15 protein-coding genes are annotated in these 13,600 nt (G+C 43.9%); 6 read left to right on the top strand and 9 right to left on the bottom strand.

Going from position 1 to position 13,600, the window contains the following annotated elements; genetic code table 11:
* Positions 1-373: 373 nt before the first annotated feature.
* The 3 genes from U0033_RS05820 to U0033_RS05810 all read left to right on the top strand — a co-directional run bounded on the left by U0033_RS05820 (position 374) and on the right by U0033_RS05810 (position 3,217).
* Entirely contained in the window at positions 374-1,504 is a 1,131-nt protein-coding gene (locus U0033_RS05820) for a TlpA family protein disulfide reductase (RefSeq protein WP_083571835.1), read from the top strand.
* Between the two features lie 219 nt (positions 1,505-1,723).
* Entirely contained in the window at positions 1,724-2,026 is a 303-nt protein-coding gene (gene ppnP / locus U0033_RS05815) for a pyrimidine/purine nucleoside phosphorylase (protein WP_072364997.1), read from the top strand.
* A gap of 651 nt (positions 2,027-2,677) precedes the next feature.
* Positions 2,678-3,217, top strand: coding sequence for a hypothetical protein (locus U0033_RS05810; protein ID WP_072364995.1), 540 nt, complete (start codon positions 2,678-2,680; stop codon positions 3,215-3,217).
* Between the two features lie 174 nt (positions 3,218-3,391).
* On the opposite strand, the gene U0033_RS05805 is transcribed toward U0033_RS05810, so the two are convergent.
* From U0033_RS05805 to U0033_RS05785, 5 genes are all read right to left on the bottom strand, one after another.
* The gene (locus U0033_RS05805; protein ID WP_072364993.1) at positions 3,392-3,580 is read right to left on the bottom strand and encodes a hypothetical protein; all 189 of its coding nucleotides are present in this window, start codon (positions 3,578-3,580) and stop codon (positions 3,392-3,394) included.
* Positions 3,581-3,658: 78 nt separating this feature from the next.
* Entirely contained in the window at positions 3,659-4,030 is a 372-nt protein-coding gene (locus U0033_RS05800) for a hypothetical protein (RefSeq protein ID WP_072364991.1), read from the bottom strand.
* A 153-nt stretch (positions 4,031-4,183) separates the two neighbouring features.
* Positions 4,184-5,167, bottom strand: coding sequence for a CobW family GTP-binding protein (locus U0033_RS05795; protein WP_072364989.1), 984 nt, complete (start codon positions 5,165-5,167; stop codon positions 4,184-4,186).
* A 79-nt stretch (positions 5,168-5,246) separates the two neighbouring features.
* Positions 5,247-5,420, bottom strand: coding sequence for a hypothetical protein (locus U0033_RS05790; RefSeq protein ID WP_177318716.1), 174 nt, complete (start codon positions 5,418-5,420; stop codon positions 5,247-5,249).
* Positions 5,421-5,491: 71 nt separating this feature from the next.
* Positions 5,492-5,863, bottom strand: coding sequence for a MerC domain-containing protein (locus tag U0033_RS05785; protein ID WP_072364987.1), 372 nt, complete (start codon positions 5,861-5,863; stop codon positions 5,492-5,494).
* A gap of 456 nt (positions 5,864-6,319) precedes the next feature.
* On the opposite strand from U0033_RS05785, the gene U0033_RS05780 reads away from it, so the two are divergent.
* Positions 6,320-8,716, top strand: a complete 2,397-nt coding sequence (locus tag U0033_RS05780) for an ABC transporter permease (protein ID WP_072364985.1) — start codon at positions 6,320-6,322, stop codon at positions 8,714-8,716.
* 130 nt (positions 8,717-8,846) lie between these two features.
* Here U0033_RS05780 and U0033_RS05775 read toward each other — a convergent pair whose 3' ends face one another.
* Positions 8,847-10,253, bottom strand: a complete 1,407-nt coding sequence (locus tag U0033_RS05775; RefSeq protein WP_072364984.1) for a beta-1,3-glucanase family protein — start codon at positions 10,251-10,253, stop codon at positions 8,847-8,849.
* A gap of 113 nt (positions 10,254-10,366) precedes the next feature.
* Positions 10,367-10,831: an Lrp/AsnC family transcriptional regulator gene (locus U0033_RS05770; protein ID WP_072364982.1), complete on the bottom strand. Its 465-nt coding sequence runs from the start codon at positions 10,829-10,831 to the stop codon at positions 10,367-10,369.
* 150 nt (positions 10,832-10,981) lie between these two features.
* On the opposite strand from U0033_RS05770, the gene U0033_RS05765 reads away from it, so the two are divergent.
* Positions 10,982-12,028 carry a PLP-dependent cysteine synthase family protein gene (locus U0033_RS05765; RefSeq protein ID WP_072364980.1) on the top strand — a complete coding sequence of 349 codons (1,047 nt, stop codon included), beginning with the start codon at positions 10,982-10,984 and terminating at the stop codon, positions 12,026-12,028.
* Positions 12,029-12,164: 136 nt separating this feature from the next.
* Here the strand turns inward: U0033_RS05765 and U0033_RS05760 are convergent, their stop codons facing one another.
* Positions 12,165-12,338: a hypothetical protein gene (locus U0033_RS05760; protein WP_177318715.1), complete on the bottom strand. Its 174-nt coding sequence runs from the start codon at positions 12,336-12,338 to the stop codon at positions 12,165-12,167.
* A gap of 206 nt (positions 12,339-12,544) precedes the next feature.
* On the opposite strand from U0033_RS05760, the gene U0033_RS05755 reads away from it, so the two are divergent.
* On the top strand, positions 12,545-12,799 hold the full coding sequence (locus tag U0033_RS05755; protein WP_177318714.1) for an RNA polymerase sigma factor: 255 nt from the start codon (positions 12,545-12,547) through the stop codon (positions 12,797-12,799).
* Here the strand turns inward: U0033_RS05755 and U0033_RS05750 are convergent.
* On the bottom strand, positions 12,796-13,470 hold the full coding sequence (locus tag U0033_RS05750; RefSeq protein WP_072364976.1) for an outer membrane beta-barrel protein: 675 nt from the start codon (positions 13,468-13,470) through the stop codon (positions 12,796-12,798). The two genes, U0033_RS05755 and U0033_RS05750, sit on opposite strands and share 4 nt — an antisense overlap.
* Positions 13,471-13,600 lie beyond the last annotated feature (130 nt).

Below are 13,600 nucleotides of genomic sequence, written 5' to 3'. Positions count from 1 at the left end.
TGAAAAAAAGGGGGCTGTATCATAAGGACGATACAGCCCCTTTTTTTCTGAAAAAGGTTTTCATTACCGTTGGTGAATTCCCTCTTTCATGAATGTTTTTATTCGGGTTCCCGATGGAAGTCTTTAAACGATTTTCAAGAGGTGTTTTTATTCTTGATACAAGCTCATTTTTCTTTTAAAATTGATCTGTCCAGGCTATTCTGTATACGTACACGGAATAAGCTGGATTACACATATGAACAAGATGCATCGGGGCTGTTAACTTCCGATTCAAGTTCTTTTTTATGACAGGGATCAGTCCGGGTTCTTTGCGGCCAACATTAACGATATACTAACATTTCATCCGCTATCTTCCTGCCTCAAACACGTCATCATGAAAAGAACCATTTATTTGCTAACCTTATTTTTAGTTCCCGTTTTGGTCTTTGGGCAAAAGCAATTCAAGGTCACCTTTATACTGCCTGATAGTACAAGTGCAAAAGAAATCTCCTTCTATCACTGGGATATTTATAAAAGAGAGATGGTACCTGATTCAGCCATCATCAAGGGAAACAGGGCCACTATTTCAGCAAGCTATAATACCGTGCTTGCAGAGATCCTGGCAGAGCGACAGGTAGGAGAGAAGTGGTATTCGCTAAAGGTGTATGCCAGTGATCTACCTGCTTCTGTAAAGATCTCTGCACCAGCAGCAGGAGAAAATCCTTTTAGTAAATATACCCTGGTGAATGCACAGGATAATAAAAAGGAAGCGGCAGAATCAGCAGAATTTATTAAGGATGCATTTGCGAATTTCAGAGAAATACATGACCGGGTAGGAAGTGATGAGAAATTATATACCAACCCGCTTGAAATTGAAAAGGTGAGAGCAGCAAGAACCCTTGCGTATAAACAAAGAATGGCGTACATCACGAAGCATTCGAATGAATATTTTGCCTTTTCCCTGTTTATGAGGGAGGCGATGTATGAATTAGCCCCTGATGAGTTATTGTCAAAGTTTGCGACGATCTTCCCTGCAAATTTCCGGGAGAGTGAGCAGGGTGCTTTTATTAAAAATTTTCTATTGGAAAGAGAGGGGTTGGAAATCAAGCGAAAAGCGCCACTGTTTACCTTAAAAGATATCAATAATAATCGTGTATCCCTTGCTGATATTTATAGTAAGAAGACGGTGTTGCTGGTGTTCTGGGGAACCTTCTGTGCGGGCTGTATTCAGGAGATTTCCATGTTAAAGGAATTGAAAGCACAATATCCAAAGGAACAGTTTGAGATCATCTCTGTTTGTTCCGGTTCTCCGGAGGATAAGGCGAGGGAGATGATAAAAGAAAAGGGAATGGATTGGGTGCAGATTATAAATGATGATCTCAGGAGGCAGTTTCATGTTAGTTTTTTACCGCAAAGTTTTGTGATTGATACGAAGGGGAATCTTGTTTATTATGCACCAACGGATATTGATATGAGTTATGATAAAATGAAAGCGGCGATAGCAGAGCGTGTAGGTGTGAATTAAGAAAGAAAATGTAGAATAGAAAAAAGCCCAGGGCAAACAAGGAGCTTACTGCGAAAACTAAGAGGGTCTTTCTTAGGGTTAATAGTATAAAGGCCGAAATTAGGACTTCCAGGTTTGTTGCAACAAGTTTTTTGTGACAGGGGAGTAGATTTTTCATTTTTTACAAATTACTGTCAATGAAAAAATTAATTTAGTGGCACTAAAAAAATAGTCACAATTATGAGTAATTCGAATACGGCAGATAAGGTGTCGCACAATGTATATTTTGAGGGGAAAGTACAGAGCCTGGGTATTGAAACGGAGCAAGGGAAGGCAACTGTGGGGGTGATGAAAAAGGGAACCTATGTATTTAATACCGGCGCTCCGGAGGTGATGGAAGTGATTACCGGGAAGATGAGTACAAAGGTGAGTGGCGGGGAATGGCTGCACCATAAAAAGGGGGATGCATTTGAAGTGGGGGCTAATACCTCATTTGAGGTGGTGTGTGAGACAGAAGTAGCGTATATCTGTTATTATCATTAAGCTGTAATAGGGGATCATATTAAGAAGAGGGAGTTTCGGAGTGATACCGGGGCGCCCTCTTTGTGTTAGGTGAGATAGTATGCGATATGAAGAGGGAGTTCCGGAGTAATACCGGGGCACCCTCTTTGCGTTAGGTGAGATAGCATGCGATATGAAGAGGGAGTTTCGGATCAATACCGGGGCACCCTCTTTGCATTATGTGAGATAGCATGCGATATGAAGAGGGTGTTCCGGATTAATACCGGGGCGCCCTCTTTATGTTAGGTGAGATAGTATGCGATATGAAGAGGGAGTTCCGGAGTAATACCGGGCACCCTCTTTTCATTAGGTGAGATAGCATGCGATATGAAGAGGGAGTTCGCGATCAATACCGGGGCACCCTCTTTCCAATAGGCGAGATAGTATATAATGGCGACATTATAAGGACGGTAAAAGGACACTTATATATCAAATCGATATTGAAGTGTCCTTCTACTGACTTAAAAGTGACATTTTAATGCTTATTTAGACTAAAAGACAGACTGATTATTCATAGGAATTTCGTAAATTGATTATAACATTCAAATTGATGAGACCCCTTCAGTTTGCCTGGAGTAATTAATATTGATAGCAGGATTAACATTGATCCTCAATACCCCAAAAATCAAATCTATGGCTTTGATTAAAGACAGTATTCTACTGCAATGTGTCGAGGGAAGCCTTGGCAATGAAATAACTATTTACAAGCGCAATGGCCAGATTATAGTGGCTAAGAAGCGCAGAAAATCCGATAAAAGGCCGACTACCAAACAGTTGGAGGCCAGGTATAAGATGCGCGTAGCTGCGGCTTATGCCAAGGTGATATTACAGGATCCGGAGCTGAAGGCCTATTATAAGTCATTGGCCGGACCGGGGCAGAACGCCTGGAATATGGCGGTAAAGGACGCGTATCATGCGCCGGAGATACAGAATATCCAGTTTGAAGATACGACCGTGGTGGTGGAGGTGAAGGATGAATTTAGGGTAGCGGAAGTGCAGGTAAGGATAGTGGGGGCCGATGGTGTTGTGCAGGAGAGAGGGAGGGCGCTTGCAGGCAGGAATGGCGTGCATTGGTATTACCAGGCAGGAGCTTTGCCGGCGGGAGGAACGGTGATCGTGGTGGCGGTGGATTTGCCGGGGAATGAGCGGGTGCGGGAAGTGCAGCTGGAATAGGTTTGCCAGGGGAATAGTGGTGGCAATTGAACATTCAGGAGATGGCATTCACTAGCGGGAATGAAAACTCTTTTCAAAAAAAAGAAGCCGATCGCTGTTATTGCGACCGGCTGGATGGTACGTTTTTATTGGAAAGCGTGGCGCTGTTCTGTAGAAGAACTACATCCTCCAATCTTAAATCCTCTCAGATAGCGTATTCAACACATCCGCCGCTATATTCGTCGTATCGTAAGTGATAACAATCCCCTCATCAGACTCCCTTTCCACACCCTCGTCCGAAAACTCGTAATTCGCTGAAACATAGGACGCCAAAAACAGCAGCATAGCCGCTATTGGCTCATACTTTAAATATGATACATACATGGTTTGTTCCTTAATAAATGAATAGAATAGCTGTGCTACGTAAAGTCGGCACAAAATGGATTAACACGATTGATTGTATCAGGTCAGGGGAGGACCACGAAAGAATATACCCGGTAATGTCCTGGTGGACAGCACATCACTTTGCTGCGGGTATGCCTGTTTTACAGTCAGCACAGGCGTACTGGAAACTAAAGGCGGTAATACCAATTCATTCCAATGAAAATCAGCCTGTACACCTGTTTGACCGATGGCCACCAGCTGAATGGTTGCAGGTGCGCTATAATGCTGAAGTACAGAGGGTTGAAAGAGATTGTGATAGAGGTAATCCCTGCCGGGATTGGTGTAGATTTCATCCAGGAGACTAGTGAAATTAGACTGACACAGGAATGCCTTACTTATTGCAATCACCAGTATCGATAAAACCACTATTATTTTCCTGATCAATCTCATTCGCTTATTGTGTAGTTAACGATCCTAAAGGTAGCCAATTCAGGAGGATTAATTATAAAGTTTATTTTGGGGGATGTAACTGAATCCCCCTGTAGTTGCCAACGACAACAACAGGGAGATCTGGGAAGGAGCCCGCGGCCGGATGAATTAAATTTAAAACGATTCACTACCTTCTCCTGGCGCTGCATATAATGCATGTGAGAGCAATTGCTCAAACCCCTTCATTTTTAAATTCTTACCAATCAGCACAATTTTACTTCTCTTCACCTCCCCATCTTCCCATGGTTTACCCGGTGCAATGGCCAGGTATTCCGCTACTGATTGTAGTACAAATTTCTCTGTCTCTCCAAATCCATACACAATCCCCTTTACCCGGTATATATCTGCCGACTGCACCGCCATAAACACCATCAGGGTATGCTTCAGTTTAGGAATATCAAACGGCTCATCAAAAGTGAGTGTCAGCGATGATAAACTATGGTGATGCTTCTCTTTGGTTTGCTCTTCTCCGTTGTAATGCTCTGATTGATTCCTGGTATAGGCCATTATTTCCTGGTGCGGAAAATGTTCCTTTGTACCAGATAAGATCACTGCAAATGGATTGATATCTTTCAGCAGGGTTTGCAAGGTCGCCAGCTCTTCAGGAGTAACGAGATCAGTTTTGGAAATCAATAACACATCGCTGAAACTGATTTGTTTTCTCGCTTCTTCGGTAGTTGCCAGTTCGTGGGCAATGTTCCGCGCATCCACCAGGCAAATCACCCGCTGTAACTGGTAATAACGGCTAACGAGCGGATCAATGAGGAATGGTAGCGCCACTGACGAAGGATCGGCAATACCGGTGGTTTCTATGATCAGTTCTTCGAAGTTCCCTGACTTTTTTGAGAGATCGATCAGGAGGTCTACCAGGTCTTCATTCAGGTTACAGCACAGGCAGCCGCTACTCATCTCGAAGATGTTGTCCGAGATCTCCATAACCAGTTCTCCGTCTATCGATTCTTTACCGAATTCATTTTCAATGATGGCGTATTTTCCTTTCTTTTCCGCCATCAGCAGTTCATTCAGAAAGGTGGTTTTTCCTGCACCTAAAAAACCAGTAATTATTGTTACTGGTTTGGTTTGTAGCTGGGTCGTCATTTTATTTTACTTAAATCTATTTTTCTTCAAACTCGAATTTTTCATACGCCATCCGCTTCAAACTCAATTTCCACTACATTCAATTGCTCATTTCCATTCCTCCAATACCTCCAACATGTAATAAGCACTCATCCATGTCCATTACATACTGTATGAACTTTAAAAAATCATACAGCCATTGACGCAATGCAGATTCCTTCACCTCTATGTTATATGCCACCGTATTTTCCATTCCCCCTTTCCATCCTTCCATACCTGCAGCACCGCATTCATTGCGGGCAGCAATGTAAGCAACAATTTACTCTGGTACAAGGGTTTTTGGAATTACTCATGCCTGCATTCCCGTACATTTTTCAGATGAGCAATGATGATCAGCGTACTGCCCGCCAGTTTGCAGATGATCTCAGCAAAATGAAAAGACAGCAGGTTGCCCGTTATCATCAATGTAAGGCCCGTAAAGAAGATAATGATTAAAGTGCGGTTATGATGGTGTTTAAATCCCCTGAAAAGCGCCCATGATCCGGCACACATCGACACCAGTATCGTCAATGTTTCGAGGTACACATTCTCCAGGAATTCAACGCCAAACAAGGTGAGGGTGGTAAATATCAGTGGAAGTAAAACACAATGTATGGCACAGGCAAAAGAAGCCACAATGCCAATGGCATCCCACCTGCTCCTGTAATCAGTATTCATAAGCTATTCCCGTTTTTAACACACTTGATAATGAAGCTCGTACTACCACAACGCCTAAAGTCTTTTTTCCCATGACGATAGGCATTGCTGCGCAACAGTGTTGCAAAAGTAATACTTCTCTGTCGTAAAAGATACAGTGTTGCAAAAAAATAAAGTAAAACATTTACACCAGCAGCGGGTTGGTCTTAGAAAATGAAAATTCAAACTGGTACCCGACCCAATGATGGACCACATTACCCTAGCCCTTTCATGCATTCTTAAAAGTTGGATTGGAAGTACCTGGAATTTCATATAGGGATTGTTGGCTGTGACACCAGCCCACTCCCAGGTAGTATATTATGTTCAATACCGGACACATATATCACCCAAAACTGAACACATTCAATTATATCTTACTTTTAATAAACTGAACCTCAGTTCATAAACCGATTGGCACTCTCTTAGTACACATCAGCTATGCTTACAAGTTATTTCAGGATTGCCTGGCGCAATCTCCGGAAAAATACCCTGTTCTCTGTCATCAACATCCTGGGATTGGCAGTGGGTTTAATGTGTGCTATGCTCATCATCTTCCATGTAAAGGAAGAGCTGCGGTATGACAAAGGCTATACGAAAGCCGACCGCCTCTTCCGGTTAAACCTGCATGGCCAGGGCGAAGATACCCGGCAATGGGCGGCCACTGCGCCAACTATTGGTTTGCAGATGGCCCGGGAGCTTCCGGAAGTTGCAGCAGTTACCCGTTTTTACCGCCCTTACCCTAACCAGGTTCTCAGCTACGCTACAAATAGATTTGAAGAAAAACAAGGTTTCTTTGCTGATGCCAATGTCAGCAACACTTTTGATCTTCACTTTGTAAAAGGAGATGCGAACACTGCACTCACTGCCACTGATGCTATTGTCATTACCGAAGAGATGGCCCATAAGTATTTTGGCCAGCAAGATCCCCTGGGCAAGGTGATCATGGACGATGTAGCACAGTTGCCGCTAAAGGTAACAGGCGTTGTAAGCAAACCCGCTTTTCCTACGCATTTGCAGTTTGACTACCTGCTTTCTATGAATACCCTCCAACATTACGTGGATCAAAATACCCTGGAAAGACGCACCTGGAATGCTTTTTATACCTATTTAGTGCTGAACAGCCGGGCATCACTGGCTAGCATAAACGACAAATTGCTCAATTTTATGGTGCGGTATTATACGGCTGGCGGAGAAACTGCCGGGGAGGTGCTGGCAGGTCGCAAACTAAGTCTTATCCCGGTTACTGATATACACCTACACTCCAATATGGAGAAGGAGCTGGGTCCCAACAGCAGCATTACCTATGTATATGTCTTTTCCATTGCCGCTTTGTTTATTTTACTGATTGCGGCGGTGAACTTTATCAATATCTCTACCGCACAGGCATTTAACCGCATGAAGGAAATTGGTTTGCGGAAAGTGATCGGCGCTTCCAGGCCACAGCTAATGCGGCAGTTCCTGGGCGAATCATTTATCATCACCCTGATAGCCGCTGTACTGGCCCTCCTGATGTTTGCACTCGTTCTCCCTGTTTATAATAACCTGAGCGGTAAGCAACTCCGTATTGATCAATTGCTTTCATTCACTAACCTCGGTATTTTAATACTATCGGTAGTCGTGATAGGCCTATTGGCGAGTGCTTATCCTGCCTGGTTTGTCAGCAGTTTTAAACCGGTGCCTGCCTTGAAAGGTAAGCGGGATGTGGCTTCGCCGGTATATACCGTGAGGAAAGGATTAATTATCTTCCAGTTTGCCATCTCCGTATTCATGATTTTCAGTGCACTGGTCATGTACCGGCAACTGCAGCTCTTCCATCACAAGCACCTGGGCTTTGACAAAGAACAACAGATAGCCGTGACCATGTATGGAAATATGTGGGAGCATTTTGGTTCATTGATGCATGACCTGCAACAAAACAGCGGTATTGCCAATTTTACAACTACCTCTACGCTGCCGGGAGAGCGTTTTAGTATCAATAATATGGTGCCTTTAAATGCGGCTTCCCCCGTGCAGGAATTTTCTGTACGTGCGATGTGGGCAAATGAAACGCTGCTGGCTACACTAAATATTCCTTTATTGGCTGGCAGGGATTTTCAAAGCCAGTTCCCCAATATTCAACACCATGAGTTCATATTAAACGAAGCGGCCGTGAAAAACCTGGGGATGAAAGAGCCGCTTGGCCAATCATTTATTTTAGATACAGATACAGGCACCGTGGTAGGTATTATCAAAGATTTCAACTTTGCTTCCCTGCATGCACCCATAGAACCTTTGGTGATTCAATATAAACCTTTCCGTACGAATTACCTGGTCGTGAAAGCAAGGCCAGGAAAGGCAGAACAAACGCTGCAGTTCCTGGAATCAAAGATCAGGGCATTATCTCCGAATGCGGTATTTACTTATACCTTCCTGGACGATAAGCTGAACCGCCTGTATTTTTCGGAAGATCGGATGATGCAGTTGTTCAGGGTCTTTTCGTTCTTCGCCATCTTTGTTTCCTGCCTGGGATTGTTTGGCGTATCGGCTTATGCGTCTCAATTACGTATTAAGGAGGTGGGCATCCGAAAGGTGCTGGGAGCATCTGCTTATAATGTGACCATGTTGCTGTCAGGTAATTTTATGAAGCTGGTGTTGATCGCTACCCTGTTATCCTGGCCATTGGCCTGGTGGACAATGAACCGCTGGCTGGATTCATTTGCTTACCGTGTACACATTGACGTTTCTATCTTTTTATTGTCCGGGGTATTGGCTTTGCTGGTGGCGCTGCTGACTGTAGGCGGGCAGGCAATGAAAGCTGCTTTCATGAACCCGGTGAAGAGTCTGAAAATGGAGTGATATAACAAAGCCTTCAGATCAAAACGATCCGAAGGCTTTTATTTTTTAAAACCAGGCTTATACCCGCTGAAAATAATTCTTCTGAAAAAGGTTTTCATGCCCCTGGGCAATTCCCTCTTTCATGCATCTTTTACTTGCTGATAATCGGTCCAAAATACAATGTACAATATGCAGGATTGTCTCCTACAATAGTAGATGACTGGTTGGCCGCATCATCATAAGAAAATGCATACTGCAGATTATTATAGGAAACACCCTGTGAATGCCAGAATGCCGCATAATAATTATAGGGCGCATGCTTATAGAAATTAGACACATCCTCCGGATACTGGATCTTCCCTTCTGCAGCATCAGCTACTATGCTGTGGCGGTTTAATGCTGCTACAAAGGTGACACGAAGTGAATTATCCAGTTCATGCCCTGCCTTTCCATCCAGTGCTGAATTATTAAAAGCCCCAGTACTGGCAGTACCACCTAATACATCTGAAGTCGTTGGCTTGATAGGTAAGGTACCAGCTTTTGTTACCTTCGTTCCATTGACAGTTGTCGTTTGTGTGAAATTGAAAACGTTGTTATCGTCTACTCTTCCTTTAATTACCAAATCAGCATCTGTCTTACCTACATTGTTAGTGCCTAATACCAGCAACAGATCTTTCGTCTTGTAATTCTGCCAGATGCTGTCAATATAGGTTTGAAATTGCGCGTAGGCGGCAGTCTGGGTAAAGATCTTATTACCCGCAGCATCTGTGATCCCACCCGGATTGATGATGTCCTGGAAGAAACTCCTGTAGCACTGATTATACGCTTCCGGCTTCGGGAAATTCAAAAATGCCTGGATCGTGTTTTGCTTTGTCATGAGCTCACCGGCTCTTTGTACCGTGCCTGTTTTTCCCTGGAGGGCATTGAGTTCAAAGCCCATAGAGATCGCATATTCATCCACACGGGACGTGTTTGCATATACCCTGGCCGCAGTACCGTTAGAGTAATACGTAAACTCCATGAAATCGAATACGGTACCGTAGTTCTGATCCTTGGGATTGGTGCTTTTGGTAGGTGCTGCTAAACTGGTACCTCCCGGGTTGATGTAATAGTAGATTGGCTTACCGATAGACATCAGGATCCGTCCGCTCTGGATAAAAGGCAGAGGAATGGAGTGACGGCCAGTGGCAGGGTTTACAGGCATGTCAGACATTTTGGTGCCGATGACGATAAACTTACCCCCGTCAGTTGGATTGTTTGGATTCACTACCTGCGGCAGTGCGCTGAGATTGTTCAATGGCACGGTCTTGCCGGTTTTCAGATCAATGTAGGCACTGGTTGAATTCGAGCCGGTGGTGGCGCCCATGACCCCAACATACAACTCATCGTCATTGTAGGTGGCAGGATCGGAGTTCACGATTTCAAGATGAACACCTCCATTTGCGTAAGCGTTGTAATCAATCGGACCGGTGGAAATGATCTTAGTGGTTTCGGTTTTTTTACAACTCCCCATGAGCATGAGAAGTGGCATTGCAGCCAGAATGGTAATGGTTTTCATAAAATATAGGATAGGTTATTTTGTTATGTCGGGCGCAAAGATACTACAATGGTAGTATAGATACTTTTATTGCAGAAATAATTCAAACTGCAATAAGAATGAGGCATTTGTGTTTACAAAGGGTAAGCAGTTTCACTCTTTGTTTCGGACAACACGAAAAAACTCTGTACCGTACTGATATTGGGCAATGCCGCCAGTTTCCGGTAAAAGGTATGATAAGTATCCATATCGCTGGTAGCGACTCGCAGGATAAAATCAAAGGTGCCCGTCATCTGGAAGCACTCCATTACCTCGGGAAATTTGGCGACTTCTTTTTCGAAGGTACTCAGTGTTGCAGCAGCATGATCATGTAACAATACATGGCTGAAGGCAATCAGTTTCCGGTTGATCTTCTTCCTGTCCAGCAGGGCTACGATCTTCGTAATATACCCGCTTTCTTTCAGTTGCCGGATGCGCTCATGAATGGTCGCCACTGACTTGTGCAGCCGGGTGGCAATTTCCTTATTCGTCAGTTCTGCATTCTGCTGCAATAACTTTAAAATCTGGATATCGATGTCGTCAAGTTGGTTCTTTTCCATAATAAAATTCGGTGTGACGCCTGCTGATAGAAGAATAACCGAAAAATAATACAATTATCTGGCACTTTTCCGGAAATTTTCTGTAAAAATCACTTACCGATTGACACAATCAGCTCCATTTCAGAGATTTGTTAAAAATTATTCACCATTATGTTGTCGGAAGTATCTGTGGTTGATCAGCGATTTGGGGAGCTGTGGAACCTGGTTGGTAACACGCCTATGCTAAAACTCGAATATCAATATAAAGGCCGTCCTGGCTACATATTCGTAAAGTGTGAGCATTATAACCTGACCGGGAGTATTAAGGACCGTATGGCCCTTTATATTATGAAGCAGGCCTATCTGCAGGACCTGATCAAACCAGGGGATATGATCGTGGAGGCAACAAGTGGTAATACAGGGATTGCATTTTCTGCTATCGGCCGTGCACTGGGGCACAAGGTCATCATCATGATGCCTGACTGGCTGAGCCGGGAAAGGCAGGATATTATCCGGAGTTTTGGAGCGACCGTTCGCCTGGTAAGTAAAGAGGAGGGTGGTTTCCTGGGGAGTATCCGGCTGGCAGAAGATTTACGTCAAAATAGTGATCAGTATTTCCTGCCCCGCCAGTTTGAAAATGAATATAATACCGAAGCACATGCTGCCACTACCGGGCCTGAAATCTGGGAACAACTGCTTCATGTGGGCTTACAGCCAGATGCGTTTGTAGCGGGTGTAGGCACAGGAGGTACGGTAATGGGTGTAGGAAAATACCTGAAAAGCGTGCACCCGGGCGTGAAAATTCATCCCCTGGAACCTGCGGAGTCACCGACTTTAAGTACCGGTCATAAGGTAGGCAGTCATCGTATCCAGGGCATCTCTGACGAATTTATTCCTGCTATTGTAAAGCTGGATCAGTTAGATGAGATCATGCAGGCAAATGATGGGGATGCGATCATTGTAGCACAAAAACTGGCTGCAGAACTGGGCCTGGCTGTGGGCATCTCCTCCGGTGCCAACGTGATCGGTGCCATCAGGCTGAAAGAGAAAATGGGAGACGATGCGGTAGTAGTGACACTGCTATGCGATAGTAATAAGAAGTACCTGAGTACAGACCTGGTAAAACCGCAGACCTCTAAGCCCGGCTATATTTCTGCCGACTTAAGTTTTACCGGGTTCAGAACAATACCAAGACTGAGTGAACCGATCATTCATTAATCATATACCGAAACAATCATCAGAACATATAAAGAACCAATCATTAAAGTAAATAGAACCTACCATTAAAATAGCAGAACGGCTTGCACTTTTCTAAGTAGCAAGCCGTTATTTTTTCAATTCACTGTTAGTTGTTTTAATTCACCAATAGTGTCACTGCTGATTTCTCTCTCTCCACATCAAAAGGCACTCCTTTGTAAGTACCTGGTGTTTCAAATCTTAACCTCACCAAAGCAAAAGAACCAGCACTTTTCGGTGCATGAAAACCGGACCTGCTCTCACTATCCGTTTTCAGATTTAATTCCTTCATTTCCGGATTTCTTAGATTCAGTACGGCATTGTCATATGGTTTGCCATGGTAAAATACCTGGCAATTTTGGAGAAAAACTGTATATGTATTTAAACATTTTGTTAAAACGGTTCATCCAGAATTCGCACAGATTCACCTGCGTATTTTATTTTTCTTTCCACCCAACTATTTTTTATTCACTGTATGTCTTTAAAAGAAACGAACCTTTGACCGATACTGAGCAGGAGATTATCAGGAAATGTATTGCAGGCGACAGGGCATCCCAGGGGAGGCTCTACCAGTTCTATGCCCGTAAGATGATGTGGTATGCTAAAAACCGGGAAGAAGGCGAAGAAATATTGCAGGATGGTTTTGTACGGGTGTTTAAATATCTCCACAGGTATCGCAACAAAGGATCGCTGGAAGGCTGGATCAGGAAGGAATTGCCACCAGATTTCTATCTGGTGGTTTCGTTTCTTTAGAAGCCTCCAAAACTCAGGCCTACAGAGTAACCTTTGAGTGCGTAGGTATTATTGGATTTAAAGATCTGGCTCAGTGAATAGGTGCCAAACAGGGCAAAATTACCGTAACCGATCCTGGCTGTTCCGGCGAGGCGGTAGCTGTTAAACCAGTATTTGCTACTTTCGGTTTGTGTTACGTTATGGCCAGTTGCATCTGATGTTGTTTTAGTATGTGCATTCAGCAGGTAGCCGGCTTTCACCCCAATGCCTACCTTGAAGCCTTTATTCAGATCGTCCGGGAACTGGTGGAATCGTAGTTCCAGGGGAATCTCAAGGTAGGTATTGGCTAATTTTGAATGTTTGTAATTATCTGAGGCCTGCCTGGCAGGAGCGACGGTGTTGGTGATATCGATGCGTTCTTTTTTGAAATAGTAATTATCTGATCCTACTCCCAGGCCTGCACCCAAACTGAATTTTGAAGCTGATAATGGAATATCATACATCAGGGCAACGTTGACTGTCCGGTTAAGGCCCATGTGAAGGGTGCTCACGCCGGTACCCGTCATGCCTGCATAACCCAGCTGTATCACTATATAATCTTTGGAATGTGCTACCGCACGCTTTAATTTGTCCTGGGAAAATGAGTAGCAGGAAATGCTGAGTAAGCCAATTGCTAAAATGATTTTTTTCATGTTTAAGGATTATTCGTATGAATATTTTTCAAATAGTTGATGGTGTCGGAAATAGCAGGCTTCGAATAACCTGCTACCTGTTCCATATACTATTTCGATTATTATCTTATCTGTATCTGGTTTTCGGTCT

Source organism: Chitinophaga sancti (genome assembly GCF_034424315.1).
Classification (GTDB): domain Bacteria; phylum Bacteroidota; class Bacteroidia; order Chitinophagales; family Chitinophagaceae; genus Chitinophaga; species Chitinophaga sancti.
The sequence above is the reverse complement of the archived record's forward strand: the minus strand, read 5'-3'. Positions and strand labels throughout refer to the sequence as shown.

Bases quoted from the DNA above. Each gene is read 5' to 3' on its own strand.
- U0033_RS05810 (WP_072364995.1), top strand. From the start codon at position 2,678: ATGGCTTTGATTAAAGACAGTATTCTACTGCAATGTGTCGAGGGAAGC.
- U0033_RS05800 (WP_072364991.1), bottom strand. From the start codon at position 4,030: ATGAGATTGATCAGGAAAATAATAGTGGTTTTATCGATACTGGTGATT.
- U0033_RS05820 (WP_083571835.1), top strand. From the start codon at position 374: ATGAAAAGAACCATTTATTTGCTAACCTTATTTTTAGTTCCCGTTTTG.
- U0033_RS05805 (WP_072364993.1), bottom strand. From the start codon at position 3,580: ATGTATGTATCATATTTAAAGTATGAGCCAATAGCGGCTATGCTGCTG.
- U0033_RS05785 (WP_072364987.1), bottom strand. From the start codon at position 5,863: ATGAATACTGATTACAGGAGCAGGTGGGATGCCATTGGCATTGTGGCT.
- U0033_RS05775 (WP_072364984.1), bottom strand. From the start codon at position 10,253: ATGAAAACCATTACCATTCTGGCTGCAATGCCACTTCTCATGCTCATG.
- U0033_RS05750 (WP_072364976.1), bottom strand. From the start codon at position 13,470: ATGAAAAAAATCATTTTAGCAATTGGCTTACTCAGCATTTCCTGCTAC.
- U0033_RS05780 (WP_072364985.1), top strand. From the start codon at position 6,320: ATGCTTACAAGTTATTTCAGGATTGCCTGGCGCAATCTCCGGAAAAAT.
- ppnP (WP_072364997.1), top strand. From the start codon at position 1,724: ATGAGTAATTCGAATACGGCAGATAAGGTGTCGCACAATGTATATTTT.
- U0033_RS05795 (WP_072364989.1), bottom strand. From the start codon at position 5,167: ATGACGACCCAGCTACAAACCAAACCAGTAACAATAATTACTGGTTTT.
- U0033_RS05765 (WP_072364980.1), top strand. From the start codon at position 10,982: ATGTTGTCGGAAGTATCTGTGGTTGATCAGCGATTTGGGGAGCTGTGG.
- U0033_RS05770 (WP_072364982.1), bottom strand. From the start codon at position 10,831: ATGGAAAAGAACCAACTTGACGACATCGATATCCAGATTTTAAAGTTA.
- U0033_RS05760 (WP_177318715.1), bottom strand. From the start codon at position 12,338: ATGAAGGAATTAAATCTGAAAACGGATAGTGAGAGCAGGTCCGGTTTT.
- U0033_RS05790 (WP_177318716.1), bottom strand. From the start codon at position 5,420: ATGGAAGGATGGAAAGGGGGAATGGAAAATACGGTGGCATATAACATA.